The sequence below is a fragment of the Enterococcus sp. ARL09-542 genome (genome assembly GCF_005234805.1).
Classification (GTDB): Bacteria; Bacillota; Bacilli; order Lactobacillales; family Enterococcaceae; genus Enterococcus_D; species Enterococcus_D gallinarum.
In genome coordinates this window covers 26,765-39,712 of the sequence record NZ_QPQX01000019.1, presented here as the reverse complement: position 1 = coordinate 39,712, position 12,948 = coordinate 26,765, and the positions used below count along the sequence as shown (strand labels likewise).

Below are 12,948 nucleotides of genomic sequence, written 5' to 3'. Positions count from 1 at the left end.
ATCCTGCTGAAATTGCTTTCCTTTAAAATGACTCATCGTCATTCCTCCTGCTATCTTTTTCTATTATTCTACCTTATCTGATAGTAGATTTAAAACTTTGCAACAGAACCGAGCGGAATATAAAGAAAAGAGAAAAGTAATTAAACGCAAAAAATGTAGAACTTAAAAAATATAAAGAGGAACAACCGTTAAAATTAGGAATGATGTTGTGTAAACATTATAATTGCTATGATATAAATGAAGTATTAAAGAAAGCAAATTTAAACCAATTTTGTGAACAGAAAAGCCTTAGTCACTATGACCAAAACTACGGACGAAACTATGACCAAAAGTAGGTACTAAATTATGACCGAAAATAGGTCCAAAATGGATTTTTTTATGATATCAAAAATTATGAAATGATTTTGAAAGAAAACCAGTTGGCACAGCCAACTTAGCCACCTTCCTGTAGGAAGGTGCTATCAGTTTTCCCTTATGCTCTTTTCTTTCTTTTTTGTTTCATATGTCAAATGCCATTTTGAAATGTACCATCTTAAGAAATTTATCCTTAAAAACAATTGCGTTATTGGATAAAAAGATGCACATTATCTTAAAAAAGGAATCAAATATGATGAATTTAGTGGCTAGCATATCGTGTGATTAAGATACTTTATAGTGTAAGTTGAAGGAGAAAAAATATTTAAAATATACTTCCCATTTCAGTGGGAAGTAAAATTAATCTTGTTGTTTCTACTAGTAATGTATCTTTTTGGAAACTATGTAACGATGTAAACAAGATTTTTTTCAGAAGAAAAAACGATAAAAGTTGTGATAAACGATTTAAAAAATAGGAGAAAATATATCAAGCGCATGGTATGAAACGCACATTTAAAAAGATTCGACTAACTAAAAAAATAAGTTTACAAAGCATTGTTGTGTATTACAAGTGATCTATACACTGAAAAATGATAGAGAAAATCTGATACGTCCGCAACAATGGACAATTGAAAATGAAAGTGAGGAAATTGGAAGAATGGCTGATGAAAATAAAGTTGTTCCGCTTGAAACACTAGTGATAAATAAGGAGGAGTTTGAGCAACTTTTTCTTGATTTTTTTGTTCAATATGACAGGATTTATGATTTTAGTTCGTCACTAGATTTATTTGAATTAGAGGCAGAAATAATAGAAAACAGTCGAGAGGAGAATGGTAAAATCATCATTTCAGTAGAAAAATTCAATGAATTATTCTCAGAAACATTTGAAATAGATACAGATTATTATCAACCACAAGAAGTTTTCCAATCATTTAGAAATCAGATTATTCGCTCAGGTAAGACCGTAAACTGAAAAACAATAAAAGAAACGTTGAAAGAATAATTATTCCTTCAACGTTTCTTTTTTAGAATGTTTTAATGACCAAAGCAGTTTCATTGTCAGGCTTAGGTAATTCATGAAATCCCGTATTTATAGTGCTCAATTGATCAACTAACCATGTTTTACTTTTTGAATTGTAGATAAATCTAAAATTAATATCGTTATTATCGTGTTGAAGGGGCGTCTCCAAATAATCTGCTGTATATTCATAGTCAACGTAACCTGCTAATACAAAAGAGAGTGATCCATTATTTAGTGTCAGATTTAATGGGCGGTCGTAAGCTTTTATTTTTTTTAACGTCATATTATACATATCTTCAGCCATAAAAGTTGAGTTCGTGATTTCATCTTGGGTTTCATTGAAAAAGTTATCCGAATAATCGCTTATTTTTGAAAAGTCTTTATTGGCACCAGCCTCAAAAAACTGTTCAACTTTTTCAGTATAAAGTTGTGCTAACGCTCCTTTTTCAATATTAGCTTTGATATTTTCATGTCTATCAATTTGTGTGCTGTTCAGTAAGGGAAGAGCAGCTTTTAGTTTTATATCGTCTTGATTTCTTTCAATTTCAATTGACAAAATCTTTTCAGTAGATTCAGTTTCTGATAAAGGGACATCTAGCTTTTTATCATGATAATAAGCTTCAAATCCATCTGGAACCGGAAAAAAATGTATTGGGTAATTCTTTTCTGAGCTTGTTGTACTAGTTTCCGTACTTGTAGAACTTGTGTCAGAAGTGGTACACCCACTTATAGTTCCGATGAGTAAAGCGCAGGTTAGAATGATTGCAAATTTCTTCAAAAAAATTCCTCCTTAAAAATTGAATGTGGACTAATACTAGTCCCATTGTAGCATACCAAATCTTTAAGATTAATAAGAAAAAGGACTAATTTTAGTCCAAAAGGTGTGCTATTCTTGAAAGAGGAAAAAATTATTGATAAAGAAAATGTAATCGGTAGCAATATTAGACGAATCCGATTAGAAAAAGGAATTGGTCAAACCGAACTGATTAGAGACCTACAGCTCAGGAAAATCGCTATAACTAGGGAAACATTGGTTAAGATCGAAGGCGGCCGCCAACACATTAAGTTGGATCAATTGAGAGCTATTAGAGATGTTCTACAGGTGTCTTATGAAGATTTGCTTCAATGACTACTTGTAGTCATTTCGTTTGAAATTATTATGTTACACCCTTATATGTCATTAAGAAATACTGGTATAATAATGAATGGGATATGTAACGATAGGGTATGATGTTATGTTGCCTAATAAATTGTGGATCAAAATACAAGAACGGGGGGATATCCTTGTATAAGGCATATGAATTGGATTTTACAAATGCTGACTTAAATGCATTCTCCTCAAGCTCGCAATCATATACACATGTAGTAAATCAAATAAATCACAACCAAAAATCTATTAACAAGAGAATAGAAAATCTATTTGAAAGTGAAAATGATTTAGTTGATTATTATTCTAAGGACAGCAAAATTTTAGATGCAGACGAAATTATTAAAGATTGGTTTCCAACTATAAAAGCAGATATTTTTATATCTCACTCTCATGCTGATGAAAAATTAGCTATACGTTTTGCATCATGGCTATTTGAAAATTTTGGTCTTACTGCATTTATTGATTCTTCGGTTTGGGGATACAGTTCTGATTTATTAAAAAAAATAGACCAAAAATATTGCTATAAGGAACAAACAAAAACATATGATTATGATAAAAGAAATGTAACAACTAGTCATGTTCATATGATGCTTTCTACAGCTTTAAATAATATGATTGATAGTACAGAATGTCTGTTTTTTCTTAATACACCTAATTCAATTAGTTTGAGCAATGAAATTACTAATGAACAGAAATTTACGTATTCCCCATGGCTGTATAGCGAACTGACGACAGCTTCAATAGTGGAAAAAAAGAATCCTCGATTGGAAAGTAATCCTCAAATGATCACCGAGGATGTTAGAAGTATTATAAAGCACTATTCTTCGCAAGAAAATCTGCAAATAAAATATTCTTTAAATTTAAGTAAATTAACTTATTTACGAAAAGCTGATTTGAAAAAATGGGCTTTAGATGCTATGGAATGCACTAAAGGAAGTAATACATTAGATATTTTATATAAAAACACCATTTTCAATAATCTCTAATCAATTTACTGAATCGAAAGGAATCGGGTAGAATGGACAAGAAAGTTTTAATAAAGAGGTACTCTGAAGCTATTGAAAAAGGAAATGCAGCAATATTTGCAGGTGCAGGATTATCGATGTCACAAGGGTATGTAAGTTGGCCGGAACTACTTAATGATCCTGCAACAGAAATCGGGTTGGATTCTAAAAAAGAAACAGACTTAGTTACTCTGGCTCAATATTATAAAAATGAAAATGGTGGATCAAGAGGAGTTTTGAATCAGATACTTATAGATAATTTTGGTGAAGAATTAGAAATATCTGAAAATCATCGAATACTAGCAAGTTTACCTATTGAAACTTATTGGACAACTAATTACGATCATCTAATAGAAAATTCAATCCGAGAAGCTTATAAGAACCCTCAGGTTAAGAAAAATTATACTCAGTTAGCAACAACTAATCCAAATGTGGATACAATTGTTTATAAAATGCACGGTGATATAGATGATGTTAGTTCGACAGTAATAACAAGAGATGATTATGAAAAATATGATGATGATTCATACGCGTTATTTAAAGAAACTTTAAAAGGAGATTTGTTAACAAAAACTTTTCTCTTTTTAGGATTTAGTTTTACAGACCCTAATTTAGAAAGAATTTTATCAGATATAAGATGGGTTTTGAGAGAAAACCAAAGACCTCATTATTGTATAATGAGAAAAATATTAAAGGAAAATTTTGTCGATTCTGAGGATTTTTTTGATCAAGAGAGATATAATTATGAACTGACAAAAAGAAGACTACAAATAAATGATTTGTCCAGATTTTCGATAAACGTTGTTGAAGTAGATGATTATTCTGAGATTACTGATATTTTGAAAAGTATTAGAAAAAAGTATTTGAGAAAAACTATTTTTATTTCGGGAAGTGCTGTTGATTATACTCCATTTAAATCTGAATCGAAAGGATTAAAATTTGTCGAGAAATTAGCATATAGGCTTTCTGAATCCGGTTATAGAATAGTATCAGGTTATGGACTTGGAATTGGTAATAGTATTGTTTCAGGAGTTCTAAAGCAGAGAAGAAATTTAAAAAAAAATAACATACAAGACGTACTTTCTTTGAGACCACTTCCTATTGATATGCCTCATGAGTGGAGAAGATATCGAGAAAACATTATTGCAGAGTCTGGGATTAGTATTTTTGTTTTTGGAAACAAACGTGAATCAGGTGAAATAGTTACAGCAGATGGAGTGATTGAAGAATTTGAATTATCTGTTCAAAATGAAAATATAGTAGTTCCGATTGGATTTACCAAAGGTGCAAGTAAGGTTTTGTTTGATAAGATTCAAGAGAATTTCAGTGATTATTTTGATAATTCCTTAAAAAGTAAATTTCAAGCGCTAGAAAAATTAGATACTGAAGAAGAAGTAGATAAAAAAGTTGAACAAATTGTCAGTTTAATAAATAGTATTCAGGAGGATTAATATGGTGAGAAGGGTTTTTTTTAGTTTCCATTATGCAGATGTAACAAGAGCAATGGTAGTTAGAAACAGCTGGACTTTACGAGGAACAAAGGAAGCTGGTTTTGTAGATAAGGCTGAATTTGAGAAAGTTAAACGTAATGGAGATATTGCTATAAAAAACTGGATAGATAATCAATTAATTGGAACATCAGTGACTGTGGTGCTGATAGGTAAAGAAACTCTTGATCGAGAATATGTTAAATATGAAATTCAGGAGAGTTATAAGCGAGGGAATGCTATTTTGGCCGTTAATATAGGTAAAATAAAAGATTTTAACCAGATGACAACTACTAGTCAATCAGTAATTAAAATAATTGGGCAAAAACCAGATGGAAAATATTTGTGGTTTGACGAAATTATTGATGGCCAATATGATTATATAAGTGATGATGGATACAACAATTTAGGAACTTGGATTGACAGCGCAGCATACAAAAAAGGTAAATAAAGAGTTGGAACTGTCTACCATCTAATAACATGCTATTTTTTCACTTGCTTATTCCTGTATCTTTAAATAGTAGATATTTTTTATCAGTTAATTCATCAAACTGAATTAGGAACAGACATAATTCTATAGATAAGTAAAACTCTACGATAAAAAATATTTAATTCTTATATTTGTTTATAAAGAACAGTTATATATTTTCTGCCAAATGCACGCCACGCAACTTGAATGCGATTATAATAACAATCAAGATGAATTAGCATCAATAAAGTGATTAACTCTATACAAAAATCGTTGAAATACCAACTATCTTTATTTATTTTTAATAAACTTAACTTCATGGTTGAAATAGAATAACTTGAATCCTCAAATAACTTCTCTACCTGCTATTTTGGATACGATATTGGCTACGTTACCGATGATAGTACTTGATAATATACACTGTCAGTATATGGTAGTTTGTCAAATGAATTATCTATACAAAGCTTATCCCTCTCTCTTGATTCCAAAAAGAGTCATTGGAAGGCAGTGTTGGGTAAACCTGTTATAGGAGCTAGAACCCTTGATATATAAGGGTTCTAGCTTTTTTGTTTTGCCTGTATACTAGAAATGACCAGATTTTGACCAGCTCTTTTACTGATGAGCCATCATATCAGCAAAGTCTTGACCTGTTTTCTTAGGTGCATTATTTGTAATATGTGCATAAATGTCTAATGTCACTTTACTATTTTCATGCCCTAATCGTTGTTGAACTACCTTGACAGATTCTCCTGCTTCTAATAATAAACTAGCATGTGTATGTCTAAACCCATGAGGTGTAATACGAGGCAAGTTATATTTTTTCAAAATATATCTTAACCAATCATTAACAGTGTTTGGAATGTATAGAGTGTTTTTAACTGTTGTAAAAACATGTTGCTCTTTAGAGCTAGTATTGTATCCAAGTTTTAAATACTCTTCTTTTTGCTGTAATTTCCAGTTGTTGAGGATAGAAAGAGTCTCAGTATCTAAAGAGATAACTCGTCTAGAAGCTCTTGTTTTCGGAGATTGAATTATAACTTTACCAAATTCATCTACAGCAAGAGTTTTATTGACATGTAGTTCTTTATTAAACGTGTCTATGTCTTTCCACTGTAAAGCGAGTACTTCACTCTTTCTCATACCTGTGTATGCCAATAATCTGAAGAAGGCGTATTGTTTCATGTTACCAAAATCTTTAAAAGCATCCAGTAAATTATTAAGCTCCTCTTTTGAGTAAAATTTACGATTTTTCTCATACTCTTTTTTTCGTGGAAGAAGTGTTTTTTCCATAGGATTATTGTCAATATATTGCATTGCAACCCCGTAGCGTAAAATTTGTGCAGTCTGTTTTCTCATATAATCGTAACTTTCATATTTACTGTGCCATTCATCTACCACTTTTTGACAATATGGGACAGAGATATTCGATAGTTTAAGCTTACCAAATGCTGGAAGTATTTGATTATTTGCGTATCTTACTGAGATTGCGATTGTTGAAGCTTTAACACTGGTACGCTGATGAGTTATCCATTCATTATACAGGTCTTCAAATGTCATATCAGGTGCTTTCTTTTTAACACCGTATAATATTTGATGTCTGTACTCGTCATAATCTTTTTGAGCTTCTTGTTTGCTACTAAAACCTCTTCTCGTAGTATTTATTTTTTCACCAGTTCGTGGATCGGTGGCAATGTGTCCTTTATACATCCACGCCACTTGACCGTTTTTCTTTTTGTACTTTGATATTTTTGCCATTAAATCATCTCCTCTTAGTTTACAAGGAGTACTTACCACTAGATGGTATCACCTCCCTTCATTTTTTTCTTAGTGTATTTTTTCCCAATTGATGAAATCGTTTGTTCTAGCTTGTTTATATTATCAGTAATTTCTCTCACAGCTTCTTCGGGATAAGACATGTCTTTCAATTGAATAGGTAGCCATTCATCTACCATTCTTTCTAGTAGTTCTTCTATACTGCTAGTGAGGAAAAGAATGTTATTGTCAAATTCTTCTACAATAGCATTGATGAATAATTCTTCTATTTTTAAGATATTGAAAAGACTAATTTTTTCATTTTTAACTTTATTACAAGTCTTGTTAGCAATAAATTCTTGCATCTCTGGTTCTAATTTGGAATATCTATCCAGCCATGTATCTAAATTAGAGTGTACTGGTGGGAACTGTTGACGAAGATGCTGGAACAGGTTTTTATCTGGAAATGTTATACCATCTAGTACAATGCTATCTCTATAAAGAATAATTCCCAAAATATATTCTTCTACATTGCCACAAACTAACTCCTCTATACTCATATTTCCCAAATCAGCAATTCGGGATAATCGCTCTGGTATTGGTAAATAGGTTCCCTTCTCCCATTCGTAGATAGTTTTTTTGTCAATTAATTGACCGTTGTTAATCATAAGACCAAATGCTGGTTGTGTTAATTTTTTACTCTTTCTTATAGCTTTTATTTTTGTTCCGAGTATCTTTTTTCGTTCTAAATAATTTATTGGTGGACGTTTTATCATATTGACCACACCTCCTAAAATTAGTATACCTCAAAAAAGGGGTGTTGTAAATAAATTTTACAAAGCTGTTGACACCCCTTTTTTATCGAGGTATTATGTGTATGTCGATGAACTGGTAATCATTTTTTGTTTGATTAATCGGTTAATAACAAAATACTTTTATTTTGAGCAAAAAATACGAAGATAATTCTTAGAAAATTTGTTCAAGCAATCACGAAAGGAGGGGGAAATATGTCTCTACAAATCATTGATAGCATTGTTTCTATACAAGTTGAACAACAAGTGAAAGAGATAATTACAGTGCTAAAGCCTATGCTAGAAGACATTATTTCTGGAGTCACTCTAGAGTATATGGACTATCAGCAGGCAAGTGAATATCTAGGTGTATCAGTAGGAACGATTAGAAAATATGTTTCTCAATACGGGTTACCTGTTATAAAAATTGATACGGTCATTAGATTTAAAAAATCTGATATTGATAGTTTCATGGAACGGTATAAAGGTTGAGTAAACAAATAAGACTAAAACATATAGTAATAAAGAGTTTGTTTTTATTATCTGTATGTTTTAGTCTTTAACAGAATTTTATAAGGAGGAAACACAAATGGAAACATCAATGATTAATATTCCAATTTATGTAGATCAAGAAAAATTATTAGAGAAGCCAGTTACAAAAAAAGAAAAAACTGATGTAAGAGATAGGTGTTTAGATAACTATAGAGAAGTTACAAGAGATGAGTTTGTAGAGATACTAAATTCATCACAATCATTTATTCCAAGCAAGACAAAGAATAAAGGCAATGACAAGGAGAGTTTTGTGGAAACCAGAGTAATTATTCTGGATGTCGATAACACTGTTAAAGATGAGAAGGGGAAGGTAGTAGATTTGAGTAAAGATGATAGTAGATACTTAAGCGTAGAAAAGGTTTTATCTATCAATTTAGTTCATAATTCTGCGTTTGCGATACAAAAAAGTATTCGGTACTCTGAAAATCTAGAAAAATACAAGATTGTCTTTCTATTAAAAGAAGCAATTACTGACTATGGTAAAATGGTTGCTGTTTACGAATACTTGAAAAAGAACATCCCCGGGTGTGATGACAATGTAAATGCTTCGAATAGAATGTTTTTTGGAGGATATAAGTCAGATGCAGTGATAATAATTAATGAAGACAACATGTTAGATATTACTGAGCTTCCGATTGATTTTACCATGACATGTTCTAAAAATTGTCAAAGTGATTCAGGGAGAGAGTATGAACTAGTCAATGAAACCGATTTTGTTAAGTTGATAAAAAATGACGACAAAGAAGAAATGAAACAGTGGTTTAAAGACTGCCTGTTTGATTCCTCCGACATGTCTTTTAATGAGATTTATGAAAGATTGTTAACCATTGATATGAATAAATTACTTAAGTCAAGTAAAAACTTAAGATGTCTGTTTCACAACGATCATAATCCCTCTGCTAGTATTTTTACCAGTAAAACTGGGCATTCCATTTTTTATTGTCATTCCAGTAATTGTGATATCAGTGAAAATTTTATTGGAGTTGTGATGCTAATTTTAAAGAAAGACAGTCGGGTAGAAACATTTAATTGGCTATTAGAGAACCTAGACTTGTATCCTACACATTTTCGAAAATTGAAAGAGGAATCAAAAGTACTTTTTGACACTCTTGAATCAATGAAAGACAAACTTTTCAGGACAATAAGGAATTATCTAGAGGAAATGCGACGTGTCTATGATGTCTTGCTTTCTGATGTTAATTTTTTTGATGATAGTAAGGAAAGTGTGACTTGTATTTTGTCGGGGGAACAATTAGCTAAAAAAATGAGTTCTTACTATGGTAAAACTTATGACATAGATAAATGTAATAAGTTACTATCACTTATGACTTTTATAGGATTGATAAAAAAATTAGATGATGAAGATGTTCCTTTGAAGATGCTCGAATACCTAAATAGGTTAAAGGAAGAGAAAGCGTTAGGAAACTTTAATCATAAGAGAAGCAATGTCTATCGATTAGACGTTTTTAATGCAACTTCTGTGATTCAAAAATTGAATGAAGATATCCTTCCACTTCTGGAAAAAATTCATTTTACATATCAATATTTTTCTTATGAATGGGTTAAGATATGTTTTAACGAAAAAGAGGCTAAAAGAGTATTTCCTCAAAATTCCCGATCAGAACTCAGCAAGGAAAAACAATTGATTTTAGATGAAGCACATGAAGTTTTACAGGGCTTATCGTGGCAAGGGACATATCTAATGACAGAGAAAGAACTTATTAACACTGTTTGTGAACGCCTACGTAATGTTGGGGATAACAGCGTGAAAAATGCTTTAATAAAAAACAGAGGCTACTTTGTTAAACAAGGATTCACTCTTGAACGAGCTTCTAAGGATATTAAGAAACTATACAATGTGAAAGCAAGTAGTAGTTTTTTAATATATTTAGCGAAAGGGGCAGGGATAGATGAAACAATAAAAGAATTGATATTATCAGGAGCTGGGATAGTTCCTCTGTATCAATTTACAAGTGTAACAAGAGATGATGGACGGAGAGTAAGGAAGAGAAAAGACCCAATTGTATTAAACTAGACAGGTTATCCATAGCTCTTAATCTTATTTCATCTCAATACACCCACCGTTAAAGTTCGGTGGGTTATTTATTTTTCAATCTTTCAATAGCTGATTGCGTTCATTTTCTTGCCTTTTTAATAGCTTCATATAGTCAATTGTTCGAACTGCATCTTCAGTGCTAAGAGAACGATAGAGAGCCAAAAACTCTTCCTCATAATCTACGACAACATTGTCTAGAAAATGGCTTACAGGGGTTCCTAGGGCTCTAGAAAGAGCTGTTAAGCTATCGAGGTTAGGCTCTGTTACAGAATTTTCCCATCTTGCTACTGCCTGTTGTGTAGAGAAGATTTTTTCAGCTAATTCTTTTTGTGTCCACCCGAGAGCTTTTCGCTTTTCTCTAATGACCTTTGCATATTGTTTCTGTTTCATTAATACACCCCCATCTCAGTATAGTACAACAAGTTGTTGTATTTGTAATGGTATTTGAAGTTTTTTATATTTTATGAGTTGAAATACATCATATTGTTGTATATAATAAAACAGGAGGGGAGAATCATGAAAAAAGTAAGTAATCTCAGCCGATACAGAAAAGAAAAAGGACTTTCTCAAACGGAGTTAGCAAAAAAAATGAATGTTACACAGCAATGTGTAAGTTCGTGGCAAACAGGGAGAACGATTCCTAAACCCTATCAAATGAAGATGCTTTCTGAGATATTAAGTGTACCAATGAATGAGCTGTTTTCTGATGTATTTAATAAAGTAAACAGTTAACTAATAAGCAATTGAATGATTTTAGGAGGAGAAGACATGTATTGTAGAAAATGTGGCAAAGAAATAACAGATGAAAGTAAGTATTGCCAGTTTTGTGGAGCACTACAAGAAACAGATGAGACAACCGGAACAGACACAGTAAAGAAAAGTACTGAGCAGACAATTAATGAAATGAAGGAACAAATCGTACATGGACAAGAGACAGGGAAGCTGTATTTGATTATTGGTTGGATTTCTATGGTAGTATCGTTAGCATTTATTCCTGTTGTATTTGGTGCTGTTGCTGTTATTATGGGCTACTTATATCGAGAAAAAGATGAGAAAATGGGTACGATTTTGATGATAGCAGGGGTAGCTGGAGCAATCTTTGGTGTACTTTTAGGGATGTCAATGTACTGATAAGAGGGATAAGAGCAAATTATTTTGGAGATAGGAGATAAAAAGTTGAATAAAGTAAATATGAACAAGAAGTTTGTCATTATAGGTATTGTTGTCTTGGCTATTATAGGTATTATTTTTTCAAAAATGACAGGTACATCTGGATTAGAGAAGTCATCAAAACCATTGGTAACACAGATTTTACAAGAACAGTACAACTTAAATCGATCATGTGATGATGTGACGATTACTCATGAAAATGGAGATAACACATACCGGGCTAAAGCTATATTAGACAATGGAAGTGCTATCAACATAAATATTGAGTACTATCCAAAGAAAGACCGTATATATGTGGAGATACCATATGCTGAGGTGTTAATGTTAAATTGATTTAAATGTATTATGCATACCGTCCAAACAGGAACTCCCAAAGGTGTAAATTCACTAGGGAGTTTTTATAGTTTCCTATAAATTAAATACTAATACAGGTGACAAAAAAATATTACAATGATTGTCGGGAATTTTTATGTTATTCACTGTTATAACAATATAAAAGAAATGAAAAAGAAAAAATTATTATGGATATGTTTGGTATTTTTATTGATAATTGGTGGAATTGAAATACTTACTACATGTAGATTAGAAATAAATCAGTTTAAACATTTGCTAGTTAATTTTTAAGAATACTAGCCCAAATCATTCTATCGATACCTTTATATCTCGGAATGATTGAAATTGGCTATTGCTTACTGATTTTTACCAAAAAAACAAGTATCACTATTGTTGCCTATATTGTTGGAATGCTGTTTATTCCATCCTTTACTCACCAAATTCATCAATTTTTCCCAAGAGCAGAATTGTTGAAGTTGTGTGATCCGTTATATGCATTTTTGATGCTTTCACGATTTTGGGAATTTCCCGCTGGTTATGTAGGAATGGTTTTACTGGTATAGTTAATATTAGATATACTTATTTTAGCAGTAAGTATACGCAGATATACCCTAGTTGATGTGATCTAACTGTTATATTACCCTATACGGTCAAACGAAAAGATAAAAAATTAAATTCCCTGTTGATTGCGCTATCATAATGTGCTATTATTGGATTACAGCAAAATAACGTTATTGGCATGTTACTGATTATGCAGGCAAGACCAAGACAAACTAACACTTCAATGTTGATTGGGGCGTGGTTTGACT

Annotated in this window: 15 protein-coding genes; 11 read left to right on the top strand and 4 right to left on the bottom strand. The window is 31.6% G+C overall.

The features are described from left to right. Window positions 1–1,012 precede the first annotated feature (1,012 nt). Window positions 1,013–1,327 carry a hypothetical protein gene (locus tag DVW06_RS15120; protein WP_002329547.1) on the top strand — a complete coding sequence of 105 codons (315 nt, stop codon included), beginning with the start codon at window positions 1,013–1,015 and terminating at the stop codon, window positions 1,325–1,327. A 52-nt stretch (window positions 1,328–1,379) separates the two neighbouring features. On the opposite strand, the gene DVW06_RS15115 is transcribed toward DVW06_RS15120, so the two are convergent. Continuing rightward, window positions 1,380–2,153, bottom strand: a complete 774-nt coding sequence (locus tag DVW06_RS15115; protein WP_049143596.1) for a hypothetical protein — start codon at window positions 2,151–2,153, stop codon at window positions 1,380–1,382. 105 nt (window positions 2,154–2,258) lie between these two features. On the opposite strand from DVW06_RS15115, the gene DVW06_RS15110 reads away from it, so the two are divergent. From DVW06_RS15110 to DVW06_RS15095, 4 genes are all read left to right on the top strand, one after another. Beyond that, a complete protein-coding gene (locus DVW06_RS15110) occupies window positions 2,259–2,504 on the top strand; it encodes a helix-turn-helix domain-containing protein (protein ID WP_002317972.1) in 246 nt (81 codons plus the stop codon). 155 nt (window positions 2,505–2,659) lie between these two features. Beyond that, window positions 2,660–3,511, top strand: a complete 852-nt coding sequence (locus DVW06_RS15105) for a toll/interleukin-1 receptor domain-containing protein (protein ID WP_137264827.1) — start codon at window positions 2,660–2,662, stop codon at window positions 3,509–3,511. Window positions 3,512–3,543: 32 nt separating this feature from the next. After that, window positions 3,544–4,980 (top strand): SIR2 family protein, encoded by a 1,437-nt coding sequence (locus tag DVW06_RS15100; protein WP_137264826.1) that lies wholly within the window; start codon window positions 3,544–3,546, stop codon window positions 4,978–4,980. Between the two features lies 1 nt (window position 4,981). Continuing rightward, window positions 4,982–5,467: a TIR domain-containing protein gene (locus DVW06_RS15095; protein WP_137264825.1), complete on the top strand. Its 486-nt coding sequence runs from the start codon at window positions 4,982–4,984 to the stop codon at window positions 5,465–5,467. 630 nt (window positions 5,468–6,097) lie between these two features. Here DVW06_RS15095 and DVW06_RS15090 read toward each other — a convergent pair. Further along, a complete protein-coding gene (locus DVW06_RS15090; protein WP_002287705.1) occupies window positions 6,098–7,240 on the bottom strand; it encodes a tyrosine-type recombinase/integrase in 1,143 nt (380 codons plus the stop codon). Between the two features lie 38 nt (window positions 7,241–7,278). Then, window positions 7,279–8,013, bottom strand: a complete 735-nt coding sequence (locus DVW06_RS15085; RefSeq protein ID WP_002287709.1) for a helix-turn-helix transcriptional regulator — start codon at window positions 8,011–8,013, stop codon at window positions 7,279–7,281. Between the two features lie 231 nt (window positions 8,014–8,244). Here DVW06_RS15085 and DVW06_RS15075 point away from each other — a divergent pair, with 231 nt between their 5' ends. Both DVW06_RS15075 and DVW06_RS15070 read left to right on the top strand, forming a co-directional pair. Then, on the top strand, window positions 8,245–8,520 hold the full coding sequence (locus DVW06_RS15075) for a helix-turn-helix domain-containing protein (protein ID WP_002287723.1): 276 nt from the start codon (window positions 8,245–8,247) through the stop codon (window positions 8,518–8,520). 97 nt (window positions 8,521–8,617) lie between these two features. Next, a complete protein-coding gene (locus DVW06_RS15070; protein WP_002323107.1) occupies window positions 8,618–10,615 on the top strand; it encodes a hypothetical protein in 1,998 nt (665 codons plus the stop codon). A gap of 75 nt (window positions 10,616–10,690) precedes the next feature. On the opposite strand, the gene DVW06_RS15065 is transcribed toward DVW06_RS15070, so the two are convergent. Then, window positions 10,691–11,026: a helix-turn-helix domain-containing protein gene (locus DVW06_RS15065; protein ID WP_002301912.1), complete on the bottom strand. Its 336-nt coding sequence runs from the start codon at window positions 11,024–11,026 to the stop codon at window positions 10,691–10,693. 126 nt (window positions 11,027–11,152) lie between these two features. Between DVW06_RS15065 and DVW06_RS15060 the strand changes: the two genes are divergently transcribed. From DVW06_RS15060 to DVW06_RS15045, 4 genes are all read left to right on the top strand, one after another. Continuing rightward, window positions 11,153–11,368, top strand: a complete 216-nt coding sequence (locus tag DVW06_RS15060; RefSeq protein ID WP_002298398.1) for a helix-turn-helix transcriptional regulator — start codon at window positions 11,153–11,155, stop codon at window positions 11,366–11,368. 36 nt (window positions 11,369–11,404) lie between these two features. After that, on the top strand, window positions 11,405–11,767 hold the full coding sequence (locus tag DVW06_RS15055; RefSeq protein WP_002298396.1) for a zinc ribbon domain-containing protein: 363 nt from the start codon (window positions 11,405–11,407) through the stop codon (window positions 11,765–11,767). A 45-nt stretch (window positions 11,768–11,812) separates the two neighbouring features. Next, the gene (locus DVW06_RS15050) at window positions 11,813–12,139 is read left to right on the top strand and encodes a hypothetical protein (RefSeq protein WP_002298394.1); all 327 of its coding nucleotides are present in this window, start codon (window positions 11,813–11,815) and stop codon (window positions 12,137–12,139) included. A gap of 335 nt (window positions 12,140–12,474) precedes the next feature. Then, on the top strand, window positions 12,475–12,702 hold the full coding sequence (locus tag DVW06_RS15045; protein WP_002298392.1) for a hypothetical protein: 228 nt from the start codon (window positions 12,475–12,477) through the stop codon (window positions 12,700–12,702). The last annotated feature ends 246 nt before the right edge of the window (window positions 12,703–12,948 follow it).

What these genes read in the sequence shown, in the direction of transcription:
- DVW06_RS15100 (WP_137264826.1), top strand. Translation starts at nt 3,544, where the DNA reads ATGGACAAGAAAGTTTTAATAAAGAGGTACTCTGAAGCTATTGAAAAA.
- DVW06_RS15065 (WP_002301912.1), bottom strand. Translation starts at nt 11,026, where the DNA reads ATGAAACAGAAACAATATGCAAAGGTCATTAGAGAAAAGCGAAAAGCT.
- DVW06_RS15120 (WP_002329547.1), top strand. Translation starts at nt 1,013, where the DNA reads ATGGCTGATGAAAATAAAGTTGTTCCGCTTGAAACACTAGTGATAAAT.
- DVW06_RS15085 (WP_002287709.1), bottom strand. Translation starts at nt 8,013, where the DNA reads ATGATAAAACGTCCACCAATAAATTATTTAGAACGAAAAAAGATACTC.
- DVW06_RS15090 (WP_002287705.1), bottom strand. Translation starts at nt 7,240, where the DNA reads ATGGCAAAAATATCAAAGTACAAAAAGAAAAACGGTCAAGTGGCGTGG.
- DVW06_RS15060 (WP_002298398.1), top strand. Translation starts at nt 11,153, where the DNA reads ATGAAAAAAGTAAGTAATCTCAGCCGATACAGAAAAGAAAAAGGACTT.
- DVW06_RS15075 (WP_002287723.1), top strand. Translation starts at nt 8,245, where the DNA reads ATGTCTCTACAAATCATTGATAGCATTGTTTCTATACAAGTTGAACAA.
- DVW06_RS15095 (WP_137264825.1), top strand. Translation starts at nt 4,982, where the DNA reads ATGGTGAGAAGGGTTTTTTTTAGTTTCCATTATGCAGATGTAACAAGA.
- DVW06_RS15045 (WP_002298392.1), top strand. Translation starts at nt 12,475, where the DNA reads ATGATTGAAATTGGCTATTGCTTACTGATTTTTACCAAAAAAACAAGT.
- DVW06_RS15055 (WP_002298396.1), top strand. Translation starts at nt 11,405, where the DNA reads ATGTATTGTAGAAAATGTGGCAAAGAAATAACAGATGAAAGTAAGTAT.
- DVW06_RS15070 (WP_002323107.1), top strand. Translation starts at nt 8,618, where the DNA reads ATGGAAACATCAATGATTAATATTCCAATTTATGTAGATCAAGAAAAA.